Genomic DNA, 22,622 nt, shown 5'->3' on the forward strand with positions numbered 1-22,622 from the left:
AATTGGCTTAATTACCATCCTGTTCAACGAGAGTACCTTTTATAACAATTTCGGCTTTTTTAGCAGAAAAATCATTCTTATTCACTTCTTCCTGGATCTGCCTAAGGCTCAAATCATTATTTTTTGCCAAATCTAAATAAGCTTTACCGTCATTAAGACTCACTTTTACACTTTCCAGACCTTCCATATTTTTAAGTCCGCGTTCCAGACCATAGGCACAGGGGGCACAGTCCATTCCAAACGCTTCCTGATCTACTTTCTGAATCTGAGCATTGGAACTAAAACTTCCAAATACAATAACTATTATTACACTCCCATCCGGAAGTTTTTCAATTAAGTAGGATTTTTACTAACTGGAACCATCACAAAAGTACCCTTACCCACTAAAGCAGGAACTCTAATTGGTAAGAAAAATACAGCTAAGAATTTGAAAATTTCAGGTTCCTTCTCAAGGCAATACTTCTTTGTGTTTAGCTGTGTGAGGGCAGTTTCATCTTCGGGGTTTCTATGGCTCAAGGCCTGAATAAGATATTTCAACCTCCAGTAAAAATCGCCCTTTGGAATTGTCTCAAAGTTAATAATCATTCTTCTTTGTGTCAAGTCCCTTGTCATGGATGTTTCATCTGTTAATTTTTTAAAGTTTGTTTATACTATAACCAATAACTTAAATTAAGAAATACCCGATAGTTTTCTTTAACAACCCCAGGGATTAAATCTTGTACCACCGGATTAAGGCACCGAAAGGAATCCCATTATCCTTTTGGAGCTAAACGAAAAAAAAAATCTGTATTAGTGATTATAAATTTTTTTATAAAATCACAGAACTGTATATTTGCCCTTATTTAGATTTAGTATGAATAAATATAGGGTATTCTTCTTCTTTGTCATTTTCATTTCAATAAATACGTTTTCGCAAAATACGGCTAATGACACAGATTTGCGCACTTTGGTGACTCTCCTGGATTACATTTCCAAGGATTATCCAGTAGCGGTGGAGAATGGCGAAATAATCAATGAGTTTGAATTCGCCGAAATGAGCGAGTTTGCAAAAAAATCCATTGCACTTCAGCAGGATCTATTGCCGACAATTAATAATACCAGGTTTGAAAAGCTTGATGAACCCCTGCGGGAATTGCAACAAGCTGTTGCGGACAAAAAAAATCCAGAAGCGATTTCTACAATTGCTTTAAATATCAAAAACAAAATTCTCGATCTTGGAATTTTAAAAATTACACCTAATCGTTATCCCTCGTTAAAGAATGGAGCCACCCTGTACCAGAATAATTGCGTATCCTGCCACGGAGGCAAAGGATATGGGAACGGAGCTTTAGCCGGAAATTTAAATCCTGCACCGACCAATTTCCACGAAGCCCAGTTGTCCCCACTTCAGGCTTACAATGTCATCAAATTGGGGATTGAGGGCACGGGGATGGCTTCTTACAACCGTCTTACAGAAGAAGAGCTTTGGGACTTATCTTTTTACGTGCTGTCACTAAAGCACAATGAAGAAATTTCAAGAGCTCCATTGCCTTCCAATTTGCATCTTGACAGCATCAGCAAATGGAACGATGAAGAATTGCAACATTTTTTGAATAAATCTTTCAGCAATATAACAGTTGGCCAGGTGCGGAATTATGAACCTGAAAGGCCTGAACCTCTAAATGTTGCTATGACCAACCTTGATCTTTCATATCAGGAATTTCAAAAAGGCAATAATAAAATTGCCGAAAAATATGCCTTGACATCCTACCTTGAAGGCGTTGAGCTGGTGGAGAATATATTGGGTGCATCTGCGCCTTCATTAGTGAGGGGTATTGAGCGGGATATGATTGCTTACCGAAAAGCACTTCAAAACAACAACAAAATAGGTGCGGAAAATTATTATAATGCCCTTAAAGAAAAAATAACCTCTGCCAAAACTGTTTTAGCAGAAAAGGATTATTCCTTTGCATTTATATATGGTGCTGCATTATCAATCCTTATCAGGGAGGCCTTGGAAGCGTTGCTTATTATCCTCATTATTCTCCGTGTTCTAAGACCTATGAAAATCAAACGCGCAGTGATAGCCGTCCATTCCGGATGGATTTTCGCAGTACTAACTGGTGTGGTGAGTTGGTTTTTTGTAGATAAACTTATCAATTTAAGCGGTGCGTCAAGAGAATTGATGGAAGGTGTTGGAGCTATTCTGGCTGTACTGGTATTGCTCTTTGCAGGTATTTGGCTTCATTCCCATTCTGAGATATCGAAGTGGAAACACTTCATAAAAAATAAAATAAACCGCATTTCTGAAACCGGAAATATGATAGGTTTGTTGATTTTCTCGTTCATCGTGGTGTTTAGGGAAGCTTTTGAAGTGGTTCTGTTTCTTTCATCACTGAAACTGAGCAATCCCGATGTCGCAAATTCTGCTATTAACTGGGCCTTATTGACTTCCGTTATTATAATAGCCATTATAACAATCGTGTTTCTGAAATTTACTAAAGAACTACCTGTAGGAAAATTCTTCAAATTGGCTTCCTATATGGTAGCAGCCCTGGCAATTGTTTTAACAGGCAAAGGAATTATGGCCTTTCAGGAAGCAGGTTACATCCCCATTTCACCCATAGATTTTGCTCCCCGTATAGAACTATTGGGGATTTACCCGAATTTACAGTCTATCCTGGCGCAGCTCCTCGTACTTGGTATTATAGTTTTTTTCCAATGGAGGAATCTGAATCAAAAAGCAGACAAGTCCTCACAAGAATTGGTTACAGAAGAGTAAATGGAAAAAATCAATAAATACCAAACAGGTGTCATTTTATTGGCAGTTGTACTGGGATTATTATTGGGGAATTTGGCTATTTTGGAGAGATATGCATCGAGCTTTATTGTACTCTTGCTTATGGTAATGCTTTACGGCTTATTCTTAAGTATAAACATCGGCGAGCTTAAAAGTGCTTTCTTCAATCTCAAATTTTCAGTTAGCAGCCTTGTTATTAATTTTATCTGGACTCCCCTGTTTGCTTATTTGCTGGGATACTTGTTTCTGGATAACGAGCTGGCCATCTAGATAGGGTTTGTGATGCTTATGGTAACTCCCTGTACAGATTGGTACCTGGTGTTTACCGGTGTTGCAAAAGGAAATGTGCCGCTATCTACTTCTATTCTTCCAATCAACCTGATATTGCAGATTCTTTTACTTCCAATATTTTTGTTACTATTCTTTGGAAGATCAGGAAATGTTGAATTCAGGTCACTGGTTGAAAGTATTCTTCTGGTGCTCCTGATTCCTTTTTTATTAGTATTAGTTACCAAAAAAATAGTTAGCCGAAGCAATACTTCAGGGACGTCTTTTACCGGCTTTTTTGTAAAATCCCAGGTGTTGTTTTTATCATTGGCAGTAGTCGCAATGTTTGCTTCAGAAGGAAGAAATCTACTGGAAAATCCTGATGTTATTTACAAATTGCTATTTCCCGTGATTATATTTTTTATCATTACTTTTTTACTGGCACAGCTGGTCAGCAGGTTTTTTAAATTCAGTTATCAAAACAGGGTAAGCCTCACATTGACAACAATGGCAAGAAATTCACCTATTTCATTGGCCATTGCAGTTTCCGCATTTGCTTATGAACCATTGGTTGCATTGTCATTAGTTATAGGTCCTTTAATTGAATTGCCAATTTTGGCTTTAACCTCGCAACTGTTGTTGAAAATAAGAAAGAAAGTAATTTAGCGGGATTTGGATTATACCCATTTAAGGATAACCATATTCTATACACATGAAGTATTACAAACCATTCGAGATTCAATGAACAATATGTGCGAAAGATTATCGTAAGGCAGCTATTCTGTTGCTACTGGTAGAGTTATGTACATGCCGGTCCTCCATCGGCAGGTCACTTTACTAAGCTGGTGCACAATGGGATTGAATTTGGTATGCTACAGGCTATCGACGAAGATACAGATTTGCTTTCACAGTTCCGCGAAAAGCTTGATATACAAGGTATACTGGATACCTGGAATCATGTCCCGGTGATCAGATCGTGGTTAATCGAACTTTTAGGAAGGTTTTACAGGGGAACGGGAAGGTTGTGCGTCAATACAAGGCTTATGGTAGTTTGAAAAGCACTGGCACCCAGGGCAGGCATTTGACTGGAATTTCCCGTAGGAAAAGTTTCGGTTAATTTAATTAAACTTCTTAAGGCCTCTCCTTTATCATCCTTTTGAAAGAGTTGATATTTTGTAAATACTTTTAAATCTCCAAATCCCGACTGGGAATCCAAGCCATCGGGCGAAATTGAGACATAGGGTATTACCGCATCTACCTGCCATTTACTGGTAATGTTATAAGGAACAATAAGTACCTGCGCGTAAGCCTTGGCATTTTCCTTAGAAGTTATATTGCCAAAAGTACGCACTCCACGTCCCTGCACACCTAATATGATAGGTGTATCCGTAAAAATAGGCGGGCCCTGAGCATTCATATTAAAACCCAATATGAATATTAAGCAGGTAATAATAATATTCTTCCCGGAAATCTTCACCATTCCAGAAAGTAGTTTATTATCATCATAAAAAAGACCAAAAAAGTGGTTAGCCATAATATCGATTTGTTTTTTGTTGAATTTTCAGGATTTTGACTACATCCACATTCGTTTTCATCTTTGTTATTTTCTAAAGTCGAGAATTTGGTATCCTTATACACCCTATAATGAGCGACACCTAAGAATAAGAAAGACATGCTATACATATACGGTCTTACTGGATGTAACCATTCAAAACCAGAGGAAATACCGGTGACTCCCGCTACTCCAGTTAATATAGCAGGGGTCCAGCAACATAAAAATGGAACCCCTGCACTAAGAAAACTTGCGCCCAATAAGCTGTATTTTTTAATCTTCATTTAATTAAAGGATTTCAGTAAGCTCAATTTCCCACTTAGTGGTTAGCTCCCCGTCTTCTTCATCCTGAACTATCCCTTTAACTGTAAGGACTCCGGGTTTTAACCTGGAACGTAAGTTGGTAGAAGTTGCTTCAGCTATCTTAAAAGTTTCTTTCCCGGTTTGTATTGCATAAGTGCCATCCTGCTCAACGAAGTTGCCCTTTATAACTATTTCGGCATTCTTAGCTGAAAAACCATTCACTTTCACTTCTTCCTGAATTTGTTTCAAGCTTAAATTATTGTTTGCAGTCAGATCTAAATAAGCTTTGCCTTCATTCAGACTTACTTGTACCTTTTCTATACCATCCATTTTTTTGAGTCCGCGTTCAAGGCCATAGGCACAAGGTGCGCAATCCATTCCAAAAACTTCCTGATCTACTTTGGTGATTTGGGCGTTGGAACTTATGATTCCAAACACTGTCACTACGATAATTAATGCTATTCTTTTCATTTTACTCTTTTTTTATGTTTAAAATTCTTCTTTAATATCTGTTATAACCAATAACTTATGTTCAGTGAGACCCTATATTTTTCACGGGGCGTATTCGGAATAAGATCCTGGTATACCGGGAACAATGCCCCGAAGGAAATTCCCCAGGGACCGGTAAGTCCTAAAATTGAAGGACCAACCAATACTTTTTTACTCCGTTCATCTGTAGAAAAAAATTGTCCGTTAACTTTATTATCTCCGGGAAATTCGGCCAGTGATTCTACAAATATCCGCCAGTCGGGTTTAGGATAATCCCCCATAAAAACATCGGGACGATAACCTATCACCATGCTTGCATAGGGTAAATCGCCTAATTGCTCGTTGTCCTTTTCAAAATAATATTGGTAACCGCCACCTAACCAGGCGTACCAGGTACGTGAGGCATATCCCGTAGAAATGGCCCCATGGATAGAGTTCCCTACATTCACCTGTCCGCGAACATCCTCAGTAGGGGCAGATACACCTAAAATTGCTGTGGATTCAAACCTCTTTCCTACCCCAAAAGCATTTGAAAAAAAACGATACCACAAAGCAGCCTCGATATCTCCATTGGAAGGCATCATGCTATTTCCACGGGTTCGTGGAGCATTTTCCAGACGCTCAATCACAGTAGGAGTGGTAAGGGTAACCTGTAAATCTTCCGTAATGCCATAGAAAAATGTATACCGAAGCATATAAGAGGCCTCGTCTTCGGTCGCTATACTCATTCCGGAAGCGTTCATGTTTATACCGCCTTTTGCCAGGGTGGGGGTTTGTAATCCATAAATTGGGCCATGCCCCTGGGCTTCTACTTTATACAGTGTCGATAACCCTATGAATAGGATCAAAAAATAATTTTTCATGTTTTGTAAATTTAAACTTCTAAAAATCTTTGAATGGGCAATAGTAAATAAGCAGCAAACAATCCAAGGACATAAAGGCCAAAGGAAAACCAAAGAATGGCTTTGCTCCATCTTGTTGCTGTATCACATGCGGTCTCATTTCCGTTTTCATCGATCTCGCAGGTTTGGTTTCTTTTTCTTCCGTAGAACAACCAGAAATTAAAGCCTATCATAATCCCGGCAATCAGGAAGGTCCAGTCTTTATATTTGCTCATGGTAATGAGCCAGGGCAGGTCAGAAGCCAATCCCGCAACCACAGCTCCCATTCCCAGGGCAACCAGTAGCGAAGGCAGGGCGCAACACAGTAAGGTGGAAACCGAGGTAAAAAGGGATCCTATACTTACGAAGTCTTCTTTTATTTTAGCAAACATCTTTATTGTTTTTATACAGGTATCTCTATCCGTTTACAGAAGCCCCCTTTTCGGTTACAACTTCCACTTCAAACCCACGGTCTTTGATAAGGGAGAGTATCTTTTCTTCTGAAATCTGCTTTGGATCATATTCAATTATCGAGGAGCTTTTATCAAAGCTTGTCTCACTTTTTATAATGCCTTTTTGTTCCTTCAGCATCGTATCGATACCATTAGCACAACCGGACTGGCAATGCATGCCTTTAATTTTTAAGTGTAAGATTTTTTCCGTCATCTCCTTTTGGATTTTAAATTCAATTTGATTTTCATTTTTCTGATCCATAGCGCTAGCGGTATTTCCAGAAAACGCAAGGGTCGTTCCGGTTAACAATACCGCGAATAATTCTTTATGTAAACCTATCATCTTATAATTGATTTTTAAAAATTAACTATGTCAAAATTAGGGGCAGCAGGGGGGTGGTAACCAAATTAGATTTTATTTTTTTCTTTAAAAAAATCCTACTGCTTAATCTTCTAAAAATCTGAAATATTCTTTTTTCATTTTTTCTTTCGGATAGTATAATGAATGGTCTGGGCAATTATCAGCCCCTCGCGCACTATGTAGGAATCTGCTCCGTCATCTATTTGTGAACTGTCTGAATATGCAGTCCATTCCAGAAAAGCTATTTCATCTTCAAAAAGAAAATTGATATAGTTAAACTCCGCTTCGGGGAAATCCTTTATCAGCATTTTATTTAATTCCCTTAGTCCTTCATGTCCTTTATCAATACCATGCGTAGTAAGAAGGATCAAATTTTTGGAAAAGTTTCTATGCAGGTCCTCTTCTATAGATCCCTTTTTAGAAAGTTCCAGATGATCTTTTAATACTTCTTCTGTAGTTCTCATAGGCTAAAAATTTTATATTTAAAATAGGCTTTAAAAAATTGTTTGCAGCACATTCTATTTTTTGGGATCATCCCTTATTGACACCATTTTTCTTGTTGAGGCCCAAATACTGGTCACTGCTGCCAGTATGATTATATTTTTCATTACATATTGACCTTTCATAGTTAATACAAATGGGAAATGGGAGAACATTTGTTCGGGAAAAATGAAGAAGGTTGAAAAAGTTCCTAACATATGCAGGAAAAATAAGCCTAAAGCCCATTTCAAAAACTTCCCCAATTACAAGGATATGCCAATAAGGCTTTGAAAAATAGCCAATATAGGCATACAACTTCCTTGTGGAAGGAAATGGCCGCTCAGGGTACAAATGGTTGAGGAAGCCAAATCTTCTGCCGGGCTCAGACCAATAAAAAATTTAACCATCCCAAACCAGATGAAAATTATGCCAATGCTCCACCTTAAAAAAGTTATGGCCTTACCAGAATCTAAATGGATGTTATAGCTTATCATTTTATTGATAATTTCATTTCTGTCTGCAAAAGTTTTGCGGCTACAATCGTAAATACTGCCTGTACAACCGCAAAAATAATTAACGCCTGATCTAATCCTAATTTCAATAATTCCCCAAACAATAAGCTCCCAAGGCCAAAGCCGGTAAACAATGCAAAAACATTCAGTCCCATGGCCTGGCCTCCCTTTGTTTTACCACCCAATTCGGTTACTATACCTGCAAATAGAGGTTGAGTGAGGTCGTATCCCAAAGAGATCAAGGTGACTGCAAGGGCCGCGACAAGAACGGGTATTTCCAGGGCGAGACTGGCTGTTGCTATGGCCGCTGTTGCCAAGCCTGTTAAAATAATAGGATATCGCCCCCTGCGATCGGCTGCGCGCCCTATAAGGGAACCAAAGAAAAATCCTGGCAGGCCATAACCCAGAATGGCCAAACCAATTTCTATTGGCCCCAGATCATACTTTTGTACAAAATAGACCCCTAACCAGGTATAAATACCTGAATGGAAGATCCCATTCCAGAATACAAATAAATAGGTCCTTAACCCGCGTGGGAAAGCAAGTAGCCTGTAAAACCCACCTACCATTTTTTTGAATGAAGTACGATTGGATTTATGAGGTTCCTGTTTCCAGCCCATTCGGGCTACTTGTATCCACAAAGCCAAAGCGGCCAAGAGGGCAGTTGCCAAAAATAACATACGCCAGCCTGTATAAGGTTCCAACATTACCCCGGCGGTAGAACCTAAAGCCATTCCCCCTTCCATAGCGGCAAATAAAAGTCCCAGGGGTCTCCCTCTCTCTGAAGGTTTGAACATATCTCCTACAAGGGCCAGGGACATTGGCACCACACCGCTTGCCCCTAAACCCGTTAGCAATCGTAACAGGATGAGTTGTGAAGCAGATTGCACCAGGGCGGTTATCGCTGTTAATACAATAAAAGCCAGTAGGGATATTTGAAGTATGCGTTTTCTTCCAAATTTATCGGATATGAAACCATAAAACAGGACTGAAACTCCGTAAGCCAGCATATAAGCTGGTACTATAAGACCAATCCGCTGTTCTGATACATTAAAAATAGTTGCCAGTTTAGGAATAAGTGGCGCTATCATATACGCCTGAAAAAATATTAAGCCCGCTGCCATGGCCAGGGGAGCAAAAATGGTTTTTAAGGGTTTATTTGAATTGGGATTTTCCATTACTCTGTATTATTTTTACTGGGAATTTTAAAGCTGTTATATTTATTTGGCTTCTTGAATAAACTGCCATCTCACAGTTATAAAGATGTCAAACATAAAATCTAACCTGGGGTGGTATCCTAATGTTAGCTTTCTTTATTAAAAAAAAGGAGCAACTTTTTAGCCGCTCCTTTTAAAATTTTTTTACATTTTTTTTAAGCTGCCATTTCTTTACAGCTTTCGGCACAGGTTCGACATTTTTCTGCGCATTGCTGGCAAACTTCACTGTCAAACTTTGCACATTCATCAGCACAGGCTTTACATAAGTCGGCACAAATGGCACATAGGCGTTTTGAATAATCAGACTGGCTTGCAAGTAGTTGAACACAGGCTGTGCATAAAGCAATACAATCCAGACAAAATTTGTGGCATTCTTTCATGTCTGGTTCCCCCAAATGTTGGTCAAGGCAAATTCTCGCCGCAGTAATGCAGGCGTTGCAATCATCGATACATTTTTGCATTTCTGAACTTAATGGTTTCATAATTTAAATGGTTTTAGTTACTTCCTGATTTGCTCGGAAATCAGAAATAAAAGATTAAGAGCCGAACCTCTTTTCAAATATCGACTCATAGCCCGGGGGGTAGGCAAGCCGATTAATAAAGATTTAACATTTTAATTTGATTAAAAAAAAAGGCAGCCAAAAATGGCTGCCATAAAAAGTTTCAGATTTTAATTTCAGTACGATGGTTTTGCTAACTGGCTTTTCCTATTCCTGCTTCGATAAGTTTTTCTTTGCTTATACCATTGTTTGTACAGCACTCAAGCAATTTTCCATCAACCGCCACCGCGGGAATTCTCTTTACACCGTACTCCTGCACTTTGTCTATACAGGTCTTATCCTCACATTGTTCCACCAGGTTATAGGTGGTAATCTCGCAACTATCGCAGGACAACTCTTTCACCATTTTTACAACCGGATCACAAACCGGACAATTTGCCGTAAATATTTCTATTTGTCTTTTCATTTTTTTTTGAATTTAAATTAACAATCAGTTTTATCCTTCTTATTAAAGAACAATCCAAAGATAAGAGCGGAACCGGGGTGGTCTCCAAATAAAAAAACCTGCTTTTTTACGACAGATTTTTATTAGTATTAAAATTAAATGGAAAATTTTTGAATGTTTTACTCTGATCTATTTTCGGAAATGTAAGATTCCAGCCTTCGTTTAAGTTCATCAATCTCCTTCATTTTATCGGTAAGGCTGTTAAGCTCAAGGTCGGGAAATTGTTTGCGAATAAATTCAATTCGCTCTTCATTACCGCAATTACCGGGACAGGCTTCCACAGTTTCTGAAATTGTGATCGCCAGCGCTTTGCGGTACACTTCATCTAAAAGAAGAAAATGCGCCTTATCAAGTCCTTTTTGCGCCGCTTTGAACTGGATCAGAATCTTTTCTGGATCTTTATTTTCATCCAGCATTTTTATAAGTCCGTTAAGCTGGCCGCTGATGCTCTGCAAGCGAGTTTTTATATCTTTACTTAGATCTCTAGGAATCATACTTTTAATTTTCAGCAAGATACATCTGGAGTGGGGGAGGTCACCAAAAGTATTTTAAATTTTTAGCAGCAATTTGTTCCTTCCTGAATGGGTGGACAGGCAACATTACCATAAGAACAATAAACACAGCAATCACCTTCTTTTGGTTTTAATAAATGCTTGCAATTATCACATTGGTAAAAAAACTGACAGGCTGTTGTGGGCATTTCCTCTTCTTTTGTGTGTCCGCAACCAGGACATGTAATGGTAGAAACTAGTTCTATTTCCATAATCTATTTATTTTTAAAGCATATGAGGGATATCTGATGACAAAGTTGGATACGTAAAGATCATCGTCCTTAACTCATTGATTTTCATTTTGGTCTTTATCGCCATGGCAAATAAATTGATGGTTTCCTCCGTGTTAGGTCCTATTAAATGTGCGCCAAGAATAGTCTGATTCTCTTTATCAATGATAGTTTTGTAGGCATATTCCTTAACATTCAGTCTTTTTGCATTGAACCAGCTTTCCGCATGGTTATAATTGACCTGATATTCTATCTGTTTTGATTTGGCTTCTGCTTCGGTTAATCCTACTGATGCCAGGGTAGGCAAAGTAAAAACTACGGAAGGCATTGGTGGATAATTAACTTTTTTCTTGTTCCCTTTGATGATATTTGATGCCACAACATGCCCTTCCATTACTGCAACAGGGGTAAGGGGTAATCCTCTTGAATCTGCCGAATCTCCCGCTGCATAAATATTGGCGTTAGAGGTACTTTGAAGGTATTCATTTACCGCAATTCCTTTTTTTGAAAAAGATATCCCTGCTTTTTCCAAATCTAAATCAAATATGGCGGGAGGACGACCGGCCGAGTTAAAGACAGAGTCAGTCTTATAAGTGGCCTCTTTTCCATTTGATTTTCCTGTAACTACATAATGATCTTCTTTCTTTTCAATTTTAGAGACTTCAGTTTCCAAAACAAGTTTAATTCCCAGGTTTCGGGTTGCATTCACAAGATGTTGTACAATGTCATGATCAAAGTTTTCTAATGGGTGATCACCACGATGCAATATGGTAACATCGGCACCAGCCCGTGCAGCGATATGAGCAAATTCAAAGGCAATGTAGCCACCTCCAATAAATAAAAGCGATTCAGGTAGTTTTTTCAGGTTAAGGAAATCTGTACTTGAAAGAGCCAAATTTCCACCCTCAAAATCCAGTACCCGGGGTTTTGCTCCGGTTGCGATCACAAATTTATCGGCTTCAATAACTTCATCACCTAACTCTAAGGTGTTATCAGATAAAAATTTAGCTGAAGTATGATAGGTGTCTATGTCTTTATTCTTATATCCTTTTTCAATTTTAGGAGGCATGGCATCCACAAAAGATTGTTTAAATGCCATAATATCTTCCCAATTGACTTTAGGCACTGTATCTATTCCATTTCCTTTAAGCCTTTCTGCAAAATCACGTACTTCCGTTGCGCCTATAATCACCTTTTTGGGATCACAGCCTCTTAGGGCACAGGTTCCACCATAGGGAAGTTCATCGGTAATGCCTACCTTAAGGCCTTTGGAGGCACATTTATTGGCAGCGGTCATACCTGACATACCAGAACCTATTACAAATACATCGTACTTTTTCATAATTTAAATTTTAGATTGGTTAGTTTTTAATTTATATAAATCTCGTTTTCTTTCCTAAAAACCAAAGAAGGTTTAGAATAACTTTATGATATACATACAAATAGAATTAACAACATTTAAACCCGCTAGAATTGGAAAAAAAATCTTCTACTTTTGAAATTTTTCCTAATGGATTTTTTTCTAACCATTTGTTTGCGGCATCCTCTGAACCAAAAAAGAAGGAGTGCCGGCAGAAACTTGATTTGATATCACAACTATCGGCCTTTTCGACCCATGAAATAAAGAGGGGAACAGGCCTGGTCCATTCTAGAAGATTATCTGAAATAGACAATTTTACAGGAATGTCGGTTATAGGATCTATTGATATTATTTCCCATCTATGCATTAGATACCGGGGTAATAAAATACTATCCATTGCACACCAGGCATACAAAGTTTTATTGTCAAAGTTTAGTTGATGTACAGTTTTATTTAAAGAAAGTCCTAAATAACCCACAATTTCACCTTCTTTATTGACCTCTCCGTATTGCTGTATTATTTGATGTGCTTTATCTATAGGGACATCCATCACTTCAGAAAAGCGACCTCGAGGCAGGGGTCTTCCCTTAAGTAATTCCCAATACACTTTATCACTATTGGGAAGGTTCATTTCCTTGAGCATCTTTTCAAAACCATTCACAAATTGATGACCGTCAAATATTATTTCCTGTTTCTTCATATGCTTTTAATAATTACAATTAATAAAATTTTAGAAATCGATAATTTATAATCCCGACTTCATCAATAACCTGAGATGTTTTTTCAAATTGTAAATTTCTTATATAATTAGTTCCGTACTGGGTAAAGAAATCTTCCGTAGCAAGGATATACTCTTTGAGTGCCAAATCATTTTTCAATAATCTATGGGCTATAATTACTTCCTTACCATAGAGTTTGCAAAAATCATTGATCATAACAGATCCCAATTCTCCATAATGGAGAATGAACTTTAAACTAAGCTCTCCTAAAAGCGTACATGCCCCACACGAACAATCTGTTTCAATTATTTGCTTTAATTGATGGTGAAACGCTCGATGCATTAAAAAACATTGTTCTATAATTTCATCTACAGTATAATCTTTTTTGAAACTATAAAACAGTATGGCATCACCTTCTATTTCTGAAACCTGAAGCCCTAATTTGTTGTTTTTAAGTATTGCCTCCAGCAAGAGTGCGATAGTAATCTGACTGTATTGTAGATCTGCCTCGTTAATATATTTAGTAAAGCCAGTAATATCCGGGATTAGCAATAATCCCGGCATGATCCCTTTCTTCAATTGAATACATCGTGAAACTCCCATACTATTAGCTGGCACAACAGCTTAATTTAGAAACATCCTTTCCAAAAGTAATAGCTGCCAGTTTTATCCCTTCTCCTAAGGTTAAATAAGGATAAAAGCTTTCTGCCAAATCTTTTACGGTTATACCAAACTTTATGGCCATACTTAATTGTTGTATCAATTCACCTCCTTCGGGTGCGATTACTCTGGCGCCAATTAATTTATCGGTTTCAGTATTACGTATGAGTTTAATAAACCCTCTGGTATCCTGTGCGGCCAAAGCCCTGGGAACATGGCTAAGGTCTAATTTAGACACTTCGAAGGGAAGGCCGGCTTCTTCGGCTACTATTTCGTCCATACCTGCCCCAGCAACTTGAGGGTCCGTAAATACTACCCAAGGCAATGAAGAATAATCGATACCGGTTTTTGAAAGTGAGAACGCATTGCTTACAGCAGTACTTCCTTCAGTGGCTGCAGTATAAACAAAAGGAGGGGTCTGGGTAACATCCCCGGCAGCAAAAATATTGGATATATTGGTTTCCATCTTTTCGTTCACCAAAACATGTCCCACCGCTGAAAGGTTCATTTTGATCTTATCCAGTCCTAGTTTAGAAGTATTAGGTTTTGTTCCTGTGGCAACCACTATTTTGCCTTTTTCAATAATTTGTGTGGTAGTACCGTCGGGACAGTTACAATGAATAATAGTATCCGCTCCCTGTTTTTCAAATTTAAAGGCTCGAAAATTAGGCAGGATTTCTATTCCTTCCTTCTTCATTTGTGCTTCGAGCACATCTGTTATGTCCTTGGTCTGGCTTCTTAAAGGCCTGTCGGTGAATTCTATGATACGCACTTTTACGCCCAATCTATTGTATGCCATGGCAATTTCTAACCCGATATAGCCCGCACCCATAATGGTCAGGCTTTGCGGTTTTTCTTCTAAATCGAATAAGGATACATTGGTTAGATAGCCAACCTCATTTAATCCTTCAATATTAGGGATGTAGGTGGTAGCTCCGGTCGCAATAAGAATGTTTGTGGCTGTGTAAGTATCTTTCCCATCAACAATAATGGTACCTTTATCCACAAACTCAGCCCATCCTGTTAACATGGCCAGGTTCTTAAAATCTTTTACCACATCCATATATTTCTGTTGCTGCAGGGCCGCTACCAGGTCTTTTTTATCTTTAATAACCTGGCTAAAATCTATATCTACACCTTTAGGCCTGATCCCTTGAAAATTAGAATGGGTTGCGTGATATGCCGTTTCGGCAGCTCTTATTAAGTTTTTTGAAGGAACACAGCCTACATTAACACAAGTGCCGCCAAAATTCAAGCCCGCGTTTACCATAAGGGTTTTAAGACCTAAACTTTCAGCTTTTATGGCTGCTGAAAATGCGGCTGACCCTCCACCAACAATGATAAGGTCAAAATTATTTTTATCTGAAACCTGTTGGCCGTTACTAGCTTTATATTGGCCAGACATTTCTATGTTATCAATAATATCTTGCTGAGATGTGGTGCTGGAATCAAAGATGAATTTTCCTTCGCCTTTAGGATAAGATACATCTAATGCTATAACTCCTTCTAATTGCTTTACTTTTTTTTCGATGCCTGTAGCACAACCGGTACAGGTCATACCCTGAATGGGCAAAGTGATCTCTTTCTGCATATTTATTTTATTTTTATATTGAGGGTAATTACTACCCAATTTATTTTTGATTATGATTTATCTTTTAAAAATGGAATTAGCCATTTGGTATGGTTAATCCCCAGCCAGTGGTGTACCAACAATCCTAAAATGGTACCGTGGACAATATGGGCCGCAAGGGTGATCAAAAATAATTGAGGCCACATATATTTGATGCCAAAAAGCCCAACCATCGGTCCCATAGGAGGGCCGGTCATCATGCCTAACTCCATAATCAGCATCCAGCCTATTGCCCATAAAACCGTTTTATTATATGAGATAAAGTTTCCAAATACCAGGGTAAATATCAATCCAAAACTTGCACCGTTCATAAAATGGATCAATTGACCTATCCAGTAATACGAATTAAAGTCGGAACTACCCGTTACCATCTTCCCGAACATTTCCGGAGTATCTCCCGGTAACCAGCTGGCTATCACCCCCATCTGACGAAGCCAGTCCAGACCTATAGTAGCTATTGCCCCTGCTAAGAGGCCCACGACAATTCGTTTATATAGATCAGGGAAATTTTTCTTGCTGTAAAAAATAATCCATGTTAAGATGAGCATAGAAGGGATATATACAAATAGCATATATGGCTCACCAAATTCATGGGCTGTTTTAATGACTTTCGGTCCCATTGTGATTCCCTTGAAATATTGGGCATAGCCAAAAGAAAGCACAATTAAGTTTATAGGCACAAATCCTCCTGTAAACAAGGCTAATAAGGATAAAAAAGATTTTTTATTCAACATAGCTTATAGATTTATTTTGTTACTTCTGCAATAATATTACTAACTAACCCATCAAGTTCACCTGCAACAGCTTCAGTTCCTTTATATTGTTTTAAAATTGTAGAAGGCATAAAATAACGATTCACCACTCCATTTTAATTTTGTTTTTTTTGAATATGTAAAAAGGTAAATTGTTCCTTAATTATATAAGTAACTTCTTAAGTATATGAGTAAATAAAAAATTATGACTCGTTTTGGGTAGTCTCTATTACCTTTTCAACTTTATAGCCTTTCTTTTCTATAATCTTTTTTAAGGTCTCGATATTTGTTTTAGAGTTTTCGAATTTAATAATGGCAATATCCCCGGGATATTCAACCGAATGTTCCACAACACCTTCTACTTCTTTAAGCGCATTGTAAATAGCATTAGAACAACCCGCGCAGGTAATTCCGTCAATTTTAAACTTAACTGTGTTTGTTGTTTGCTGGTTGATACTTGCTTCCATTATTGTTTGGCTTTTTGATGTAGGGCAACATTGTTGCGCTTTAACCTGGAATGAGGTTAATGATAAAACTAGAACTGTTATTACTAATAGATTTTTCATAATATTTTGTTTGAATTTACTTATGTACCACTTTATATCCGGTAGAATTAATCGCTTTTTCAATATCTTCTTTAGAAGTTTTTGTATTATCAAATTTAACCTCGGTGTTTTTATTTTCATAAGAAGGGATTACATCTAAAATCCCATCCAATTGATTTACTGCGTGTTTTACGCTTTCTTCACAACCAGCACAAGTCATTCCCTCAACATCAAACTTTATAGTTTGAATATCTGACTGGCTCACCACTACAATATCTTTTTTATTATCAGGATAAAAGATTTCAGAATAGTAAGGAAAAGCCAACATTAACACGGAGAAAATAGTAACTATACCCAGAAAAGCTTTGGATTTAAAGAAAGAAGGCTTTTCGTCTTCATCACAGGCACAGTCTATCTCCTCCTGGGTTTTTGGTTTTAATTTTTGATACCAGGCAAAAGCCAGTACTAAGATGGTAATACCAATAAGATATGGTCTGAAGGGTTCCATCCAGGAAAAAGAGGAGGCGATGCCGGCGCTGCCTGAAATCAAGGCCAATATCGGTGTGATACAGCAAAGTGAGGCCGCCGCCGCTGTAAGCAATCCAGCTCCTAAAAGTCCGCTGGATTCATTTTTTTTAGGTGATTTAGAATTCGTTTTCATTATTTAAGCTATTTTATTTTTGTGATTTATTTATTAAACTATTTAAACGGCTATTTTAGATTGTTTTATTCCTTGAAATATATAAGAAAGGATTTTTTCCCCTCCATCGTTTAAAGAATAAAATAGGGTTTGACCTTCCCGTCGTGACGAAATGATACCGGCATCTTTGATTTTCCGGATATGCTGGGAAACTGCCGGCACGCTCATTTCCAAAATATCAGCGATATCACAAGGACAAAGTTCATTTTCCATATCTAACAGGAAAAGGATTTTTAAACGTACCTCATTTCCCGCAAGCGTTAAAATTTTACTCATTGTTTGAAAGCTGGAAGAAGATTTGTCAATAGTGTTCTTACAGCGTAATATTTGCTTATGATCAGCTTCATTTCTGGTACAGGTTATTTCTAAACTCATAAATAGTATTTTTAATTACGAAACAAATGTATCATTAATATATTATTTAAGCAAAAACTTAAATATAAAAATTAGCAAATTCTCTAGCCTCCCTTTTGGTTTAATTTGAATGTTAGATGAGACTGCTTAATTTTCCAACCGAAAAGGTCCTATACTGCTGAATTATCTCCTTTCATCAATTTTACTCACTATACCGGAAATCCCCTCATAAATCACCGCCACTGCCACACCATAAACCAAATGTGCAAGAAAACCGCGTATATGGGTAGATGTAGGATATTTTTTGTTTGGAGCACTAAAACCTAGTGCAGGGGTAATCCCTTCATCTACAATTAGAGAAAGGGAAGCACCCGTAATCAAGCCATTAGAAGTAGTCGAGAAGGAATTGGTGTATTTTAAAATAGGATATAGACCTGCCCATCCCATACCCAGACCAAAATGGAAAACCTGTCCCATCATTTTTTCCTGATCCTCATTTAATTCAAATCCCAAATTTTTAAGAGTTTTTTTTGCCGCGATTTTAAAGGGAGGACCTGGCCTTACCTCTTCTTCTTTCTCTTGATCTTTTTGAGGTCCTAACTCAAACAGCTTCATGGACACTTTCTCCATCACTTTAGTGGCTAAATACCCACTTCCCATACTGCCTGCGAATGCAAATAAAATATTAGATATTTTCATAGCTCTAATTTTTATTATTAGAACTTCAAATTATATATAATTATTTACGCAATTAGTTAAATAGGTTTTAAAGTATTGGTAAGAAAGTTTAAATTTCAATTAGTTCTCATGGATATTCTGAAGATTTCCCTACTTATTTCATGATTAAGTTTTTAGGTTTTACTGTAGGGACAACGGGATATTGTCATAATATATACAATGAGAGGAGGCTTGAAATGGGTAAGAGCAAAATGAGTACAATCAATATAATAAGAAATAAGTTGGTGGCCCGGGCATTTGCGGTGATTGCGCGAGGGACACCTTATGTGAATACAATGGGCTACTTTTCCTAATTCACCGCTCCAGTTATTCTTCATATGTACTGCAAGAAGGTTCAATCCAAGTGAACATTTTTAGCGGTTAGAAACTTATTTTCCAAATTCTGCATAGAATTCCTTCATACCTCATTTTATGCCTTAGCGTTGAAGGTAGCTTCTCTTCATCTTCAGGCCTTCGACTTCCTGGCCGTCCACATAGCACATTAACTTTTTTTGGTGGCGAAATAACAACATCCATTCCTGCGGGCGGCATAAAGCCGCTTCGCTTTTTATACGCCCTATGCAGGTCTGGATATTGTAAAATTATTTGCATCAAAAAAAGGTAATGTAAAGGCTCTATGGGAAGTAAGTCGAAAACAAAAAAAGATGAAATCAAATCCACCACAAAATATCGCAACGGCACAAAAGAATCAAAAAAAGGAAAATGCTCTGGATATAAAAAGTATGTCGATCAAAAAGGCTTTGTGGATAAAAAGCAGAACTATAGAAGAAAATTATGAAAGGAAATTTGGATTTATCATAGGATACTCTATAGGAAGTAAATCAAATAAAAATCTCATGAAATCATTTCAAAACAACATACCCGGAAGCGAAGTAAAAAAAATCAAAAACAGGAAAACGCCCCGGATATAATAAGTAAATCAATTATTAATTTTTAAATCTTTTAATTATGAGTACGCTTAGAAACAAAGTTCAGTTAATCGGAAATGTGGGACAAACCCCGGAAATCAGAAATCTTGAAAGTGGTAAAAAAGTAGCCAGCTTTTCAATTGCAACCAATGAATTCTATAAAAATTCAAAAGGAGAAAAAGTACAGGATACGCAATGGCACAATGTTGTGACATGGGGAAAACAGGCGGAGCTTATCGAGAAATATGTTGATAAAGGTAAAGAAGTGGCCATCCGTGGCAAACTAACTTCCAGGTCCTATGAAACCCAAAGCGGGGAGAAACGATATGTTACCGAAATTTTGGTGAATGAAATCCTATTCCTTGGAAACAAGGAAAACGCAGACCAGTAATTTTTAAAACTAAGAGGGCGCCTATCTCCAAAGTTGCGCCCTCTTTTAATTATTAATCTAAGAAAATCAATAATTATGAAAACCAAAGTTAGTGAAATAAAAATAGCCTATCGCAGCAGGGTAAAACTTAGTGAAGCACCAAAAATAAAATCTTCCGCTACCGCTGCCGATGTCCTTTATTCCAATTGGGATAAAGATGAAATAGAAGTGAGCGAGAGTTTTAAACTCCTTCTGCTCAACAACAATAACCGTGTAAAAGGGATTTTTGAAGTGTCCAGAGGCGGGATTACCTATACCCTTGTGGATCTGCGCCTTATTTTCGGAGTTATCCTAAAGAGCCTTAGTACAGCGGTTATCCTTTGCCATAATCACCCCTCGGGAACGCTACTACCAAGTAACCCCGACAAAGACCTTACCCGTAAAATTAAAAATGCCGCTGGGTTATTTGATATCAAAGTGTTGGATCATTTGATTTTAACGCCCGGTGGAGATTACTATAGTTTTGCCGATAATGGCATGCTTTAAAACCCGAAAGTCATGGTTTATCTGAATTTTAACGATTTGAACAAAAAACCCCAAAAACGGCTAATCAAAATTTCCCGGGAAGAAGTAACCCCAAAAATACGGGAAATCGATCCAAAGGTATGCAAGGGAACACCAATCCGATTTTAAGAAAATAATCGAGGAGGAAGGCTTAAAAAACTTATATTCCTATACCTATATTTTTAATATCTGAATAGGTTAATCATTCAAGAAGCTCCCAAGTATTTTATTCTAAAATGTATTCGGCAGTTTTTTATATAAACCAATTCCTTGAAAACAAAAAGGGAAAATTCGCTGTTACCTGAATTTCCCCTTTCTTTTTAGGTCATTGAAACCTATTCAATAAAGATAAAAAAATTCCTGAATTTGCTCACCCTGTTGAATAGGAAATATTTGTTTATTACAACCTGGTACTAAAAAAATCCTTATATTTATTTCGCTGACTTTCAGCATTCAAATTTACGCAGGCGTATCCATTTTTGACTTTCGCCGATAAACCTGCAATCAAATAATTAACAACGGAAATTTTTTCCTGAAAAATGGCAAGGGGCTTTTGACTGTCTATCAAGACAGGCAATAGGCCAAATTGTACGGAATTTTTGTCCCGCGCTGCGGGACGAAAAGGAGTAGCAAGAGGGTAACACGCTACGCGATGTTAAGTACTCCTTTTCGTTTTTAAATAACTGTAAATCAGTTATTTAATGTTTGTTTGAATTCCTGTGTTTAAGCAATTTGCGACAAATGGCCTGCCAACGCCCATTTCTAGGGAAGAATTTGCGACAAATCGGCGAATTATGGACTCATTTATTGGCATCAGGTTTAAAAAAGAAACAGCAAAACGTTTCCAGGAATTTTCAAGAACACACTTCAAATCACACACCGAAGCCCTGGAAACAATGCTGGAGTTTTTTTTCTATAATGAAATTTCCCCCCACGAAAAATTAGGGCCAACCGGCAGGACTATCGAAGCTTCTTTTAAGAAACGTATCAATGCGGTTATTGCCATTATGCGTGATATGGAAAAAACCCAAACCAAACCTACCGCGGCGATGATCGCCTCACTTTTCCAAACCGAAGCACCTCCAAAGAAACCCCTCATCCTGGAAAAGAAAATCCTCCGGGAGAAAAAAGATGGTATTCCCAAACAGGAACAAGATGGTAGGGGTGAAAAGAATTTTTCTGATAATAACCTTTAAAATTTCCTGCTATGTATATCACGATCACTCCCCAAAAATTAGGTGGGAATTACTCCCAAAGTTCGGCCGGTTTTGTTAGCTACCTGGAAAAAGAAAATGAAGGGATAGAAGAAGGGGTAAAGGAACATTTCTTTAATCAATATGAGGATGCCATTACCCCTGAGAAAGTCGTCAAAGAAATTGATAATAATACCTCCAAGCTCAAAAAGAAAGAACCCAAGTTCTATTCCATTACCGTTAGCCCTTCCAAATATGAATTAAAACGCCTACAAAGCAGTAGTAAGGATCTAAAAAAGTACACCCGGGAATTGATGAAGGATTATGTGGCCTGCTTTAACCGTGAAATAGACGGAAGGCCAATTAATGTCAATGATATTAAATATTACGCTAAAATTGAACATAGCCGGAGTTTTAAAGGTACAGATCGCCAGGTTCGCGAAAACCAACCTTATGCCACTAAAATCCTTCAACTCAAAAGTGAAATCCGAAAAATAGAAACCGAGCTGATGCAGGGAAGTATTCAAAAACGGGAAAAGGAAATTGAGAAACTGGAAACCAGGGCACCACACCGGCAAGATGGTAAGCGAATTGTACAGGGGATGCCCAAAGCAGGAAACCAAAGCCATATTCATATTATCGTAAGTAGAAAAGATGCTTCCAATTCGGTTAGCTTATCCCCGGGAAGTAAATACAAAGCTTCGGAAGTTAATTTTAATGGTAAGACCGTTAAACGCGGATTTGACCGGGACCGCTTTTTTGAAAAAGCAGAAAAGACCTTTGATAAAACCTTCGGCTATCAGCGCAATTTTGTGGAAACCTATACGGCTCGAAAGGAATTTATTAAAAACCCGAACCACTATTTTACCGCGCTAATGGGATTACCGGCTAACGAAAAAGCACTTGCTTTTAAACTTATCCGGGAATCAGGGATCCCGATGATGCCCAGCATTCCAACTTCCCAGGCACAAGTTGCCCTCAAAATTTTTAACAGGCTTAAGAAAGGGGTGGAGCTAGCCGTTAAATCAAGTTCAATCGGTATTTAATTTT

At 37.8% G+C, this 22,622-nt stretch carries 32 protein-coding genes and 1 pseudogene; 10 read left to right on the forward strand and 23 right to left on the reverse strand.

Annotated features, from left to right (window positions below; all coding sequences use genetic code 11):
* Positions 1-7 precede the first annotated feature (7 nt).
* Positions 8-235, reverse strand: coding sequence for a heavy-metal-associated domain-containing protein (locus AO058_RS18635; protein WP_229792205.1), 228 nt, complete (start codon positions 233-235; stop codon positions 8-10).
* A gap of 98 nt (positions 236-333) precedes the next feature.
* A complete protein-coding gene (locus AO058_RS06375; protein WP_133546766.1) occupies positions 334-585 on the reverse strand; it encodes a hypothetical protein in 252 nt (83 codons plus the stop codon).
* Positions 586-853: 268 nt separating this feature from the next.
* Here AO058_RS06375 and AO058_RS06380 point away from each other — a divergent pair, with 268 nt between their 5' ends.
* From AO058_RS06380 to AO058_RS18915, 4 genes are all read left to right on the forward strand, one after another.
* Positions 854-2,761, forward strand: a complete 1,908-nt coding sequence (locus AO058_RS06380) for a cytochrome c/FTR1 family iron permease (protein ID WP_057482991.1) — start codon at positions 854-856, stop codon at positions 2,759-2,761.
* Positions 2,762-3,049, forward strand: coding sequence for a sodium/bile acid symporter family protein (locus AO058_RS18505; protein WP_013073428.1), 288 nt, complete (start codon positions 2,762-2,764; stop codon positions 3,047-3,049). It begins immediately after the preceding gene.
* A gap of 12 nt (positions 3,050-3,061) precedes the next feature.
* Complete coding sequence (locus AO058_RS06385; protein ID WP_013073427.1) at positions 3,062-3,712, forward strand: arsenic resistance protein; 651 nt, start codon at positions 3,062-3,064, stop codon at positions 3,710-3,712.
* Between the two features lie 203 nt (positions 3,713-3,915).
* The gene (locus AO058_RS18915; protein WP_083482231.1) at positions 3,916-4,101 is read left to right on the forward strand and encodes a hypothetical protein; all 186 of its coding nucleotides are present in this window, start codon (positions 3,916-3,918) and stop codon (positions 4,099-4,101) included.
* Here AO058_RS18915 and AO058_RS06395 read toward each other — a convergent pair.
* From AO058_RS06395 to AO058_RS06505, 20 genes are all read right to left on the reverse strand, one after another.
* Positions 4,050-4,580, reverse strand: coding sequence for a hypothetical protein (locus tag AO058_RS06395; RefSeq protein WP_013073426.1), 531 nt, complete (start codon positions 4,578-4,580; stop codon positions 4,050-4,052). The two genes, AO058_RS18915 and AO058_RS06395, sit on opposite strands and share 52 nt — an antisense overlap.
* A 306-nt stretch (positions 4,581-4,886) precedes the next feature.
* On the reverse strand, positions 4,887-5,372 hold the full coding sequence (locus AO058_RS06405) for a heavy-metal-associated domain-containing protein (RefSeq protein WP_041579141.1): 486 nt from the start codon (positions 5,370-5,372) through the stop codon (positions 4,887-4,889).
* Positions 5,373-5,413: 41 nt separating this feature from the next.
* Complete coding sequence (locus tag AO058_RS06410) at positions 5,414-6,253, reverse strand: hypothetical protein (protein ID WP_013073424.1); 840 nt, start codon at positions 6,251-6,253, stop codon at positions 5,414-5,416.
* Between the two features lie 11 nt (positions 6,254-6,264).
* A complete protein-coding gene (locus AO058_RS06415; RefSeq protein WP_013073423.1) occupies positions 6,265-6,663 on the reverse strand; it encodes a hypothetical protein in 399 nt (132 codons plus the stop codon).
* A gap of 25 nt (positions 6,664-6,688) precedes the next feature.
* Entirely contained in the window at positions 6,689-7,066 is a 378-nt protein-coding gene (locus AO058_RS06420) for a heavy-metal-associated domain-containing protein (RefSeq protein ID WP_013073422.1), read from the reverse strand.
* 134 nt (positions 7,067-7,200) lie between these two features.
* The gene (locus AO058_RS06425) at positions 7,201-7,548 is read right to left on the reverse strand and encodes a hypothetical protein (protein WP_013073421.1); all 348 of its coding nucleotides are present in this window, start codon (positions 7,546-7,548) and stop codon (positions 7,201-7,203) included.
* Between the two features lie 506 nt (positions 7,549-8,054).
* Complete coding sequence (locus tag AO058_RS06440; RefSeq protein WP_013073418.1) at positions 8,055-9,254, reverse strand: MFS transporter; 1,200 nt, start codon at positions 9,252-9,254, stop codon at positions 8,055-8,057.
* A gap of 172 nt (positions 9,255-9,426) precedes the next feature.
* Positions 9,427-9,639, reverse strand: coding sequence for a hypothetical protein (locus AO058_RS18330; protein WP_156858131.1), 213 nt, complete (start codon positions 9,637-9,639; stop codon positions 9,427-9,429).
* Positions 9,640-9,986: 347 nt separating this feature from the next.
* Positions 9,987-10,259, reverse strand: coding sequence for a thioredoxin family protein (locus AO058_RS06450; protein WP_013073416.1), 273 nt, complete (start codon positions 10,257-10,259; stop codon positions 9,987-9,989).
* A 158-nt stretch (positions 10,260-10,417) separates the two neighbouring features.
* Positions 10,418-10,792 (reverse strand): metal-sensitive transcriptional regulator, encoded by a 375-nt coding sequence (locus tag AO058_RS06455; RefSeq protein WP_011709211.1) that lies wholly within the window; start codon positions 10,790-10,792, stop codon positions 10,418-10,420.
* 62 nt (positions 10,793-10,854) lie between these two features.
* Positions 10,855-11,061, reverse strand: coding sequence for a GDCCVxC domain-containing (seleno)protein (locus tag AO058_RS18640; RefSeq protein WP_075325753.1), 207 nt, complete (start codon positions 11,059-11,061; stop codon positions 10,855-10,857).
* Positions 11,062-11,074: 13 nt separating this feature from the next.
* Positions 11,075-12,421 (reverse strand): dihydrolipoyl dehydrogenase family protein, encoded by a 1,347-nt coding sequence (locus tag AO058_RS06465; protein WP_013073414.1) that lies wholly within the window; start codon positions 12,419-12,421, stop codon positions 11,075-11,077.
* Between the two features lie 106 nt (positions 12,422-12,527).
* Positions 12,528-13,139, reverse strand: a complete 612-nt coding sequence (gene merB / locus AO058_RS06470) for an organomercurial lyase (RefSeq protein ID WP_013073413.1) — start codon at positions 13,137-13,139, stop codon at positions 12,528-12,530.
* A 19-nt stretch (positions 13,140-13,158) separates the two neighbouring features.
* On the reverse strand, positions 13,159-13,776 hold the full coding sequence (locus AO058_RS06475; protein WP_075325754.1) for a DUF2652 domain-containing protein: 618 nt from the start codon (positions 13,774-13,776) through the stop codon (positions 13,159-13,161).
* On the reverse strand, positions 13,766-15,409 hold the full coding sequence (gene merA, locus AO058_RS06480; RefSeq protein ID WP_013073411.1) for a mercury(II) reductase: 1,644 nt from the start codon (positions 15,407-15,409) through the stop codon (positions 13,766-13,768). Before merA ends, AO058_RS06475 begins: the two co-directional genes overlap by 11 nt.
* Positions 15,410-15,459: 50 nt before the next feature.
* Positions 15,460-16,182 carry a hypothetical protein gene (locus AO058_RS06485; protein ID WP_013073410.1) on the reverse strand — a complete coding sequence of 241 codons (723 nt, stop codon included), beginning with the start codon at positions 16,180-16,182 and terminating at the stop codon, positions 15,460-15,462.
* Between the two features lie 221 nt (positions 16,183-16,403).
* A complete protein-coding gene (locus AO058_RS06490) occupies positions 16,404-16,766 on the reverse strand; it encodes a heavy-metal-associated domain-containing protein (protein ID WP_229792233.1) in 363 nt (120 codons plus the stop codon).
* A 16-nt stretch (positions 16,767-16,782) separates the two neighbouring features.
* Positions 16,783-17,406 (reverse strand): mercuric transport protein MerTP, encoded by a 624-nt coding sequence (gene merTP / locus AO058_RS06495; RefSeq protein ID WP_037314311.1) that lies wholly within the window; start codon positions 17,404-17,406, stop codon positions 16,783-16,785.
* Positions 17,407-17,448: 42 nt separating this feature from the next.
* Positions 17,449-17,820: an ArsR/SmtB family transcription factor gene (locus tag AO058_RS06500; RefSeq protein ID WP_037314308.1), complete on the reverse strand. Its 372-nt coding sequence runs from the start codon at positions 17,818-17,820 to the stop codon at positions 17,449-17,451.
* 162 nt (positions 17,821-17,982) lie between these two features.
* Positions 17,983-18,498, reverse strand: a complete 516-nt coding sequence (locus AO058_RS06505; RefSeq protein ID WP_013073404.1) for a DUF1440 domain-containing protein — start codon at positions 18,496-18,498, stop codon at positions 17,983-17,985.
* A 194-nt stretch (positions 18,499-18,692) separates the two neighbouring features.
* On the opposite strand from AO058_RS06505, the pseudogene AO058_RS18920 reads away from it, so the two are divergent.
* Positions 18,693-18,830: pseudogene (locus AO058_RS18920) on the forward strand (IS110 family transposase); the annotation flags it as partial.
* Between the two features lie 67 nt (positions 18,831-18,897).
* Here AO058_RS18920 and AO058_RS06515 read toward each other — a convergent pair.
* Positions 18,898-19,128, reverse strand: a complete 231-nt coding sequence (locus tag AO058_RS06515) for a hypothetical protein (RefSeq protein WP_013073403.1) — start codon at positions 19,126-19,128, stop codon at positions 18,898-18,900.
* A gap of 53 nt (positions 19,129-19,181) precedes the next feature.
* On the opposite strand from AO058_RS06515, the gene AO058_RS18335 reads away from it, so the two are divergent.
* The 5 genes from AO058_RS18335 (at position 19,182) to mobB (ending at position 22,618) form a co-directional block, all read left to right on the forward strand.
* On the forward strand, positions 19,182-19,448 hold the full coding sequence (locus tag AO058_RS18335; protein WP_013073402.1) for a hypothetical protein: 267 nt from the start codon (positions 19,182-19,184) through the stop codon (positions 19,446-19,448).
* A gap of 37 nt (positions 19,449-19,485) precedes the next feature.
* The gene (locus tag AO058_RS06520) at positions 19,486-19,836 is read left to right on the forward strand and encodes a single-stranded DNA-binding protein (protein WP_013073401.1); all 351 of its coding nucleotides are present in this window, start codon (positions 19,486-19,488) and stop codon (positions 19,834-19,836) included.
* Positions 19,837-19,911: 75 nt separating this feature from the next.
* Entirely contained in the window at positions 19,912-20,361 is a 450-nt protein-coding gene (locus AO058_RS06525; protein WP_013073400.1) for a JAB domain-containing protein, read from the forward strand.
* Between the two features lie 812 nt (positions 20,362-21,173).
* A complete protein-coding gene (locus AO058_RS06535; protein ID WP_013073397.1) occupies positions 21,174-21,575 on the forward strand; it encodes a BfmA/BtgA family mobilization protein in 402 nt (133 codons plus the stop codon).
* Positions 21,576-21,586: 11 nt separating this feature from the next.
* Entirely contained in the window at positions 21,587-22,618 is a 1,032-nt protein-coding gene (mobB, locus tag AO058_RS06540; protein ID WP_013073396.1) for a MobB family relaxase, read from the forward strand.
* The last annotated feature ends 4 nt before the right edge of the window (positions 22,619-22,622 follow it).

Origin of the sequence: Salegentibacter sp. T436 (assembly GCF_001932675.1) — a bacterium.
Lineage (GTDB): Bacteria > Bacteroidota > Bacteroidia > Flavobacteriales > Flavobacteriaceae > Salegentibacter > Salegentibacter agarivorans.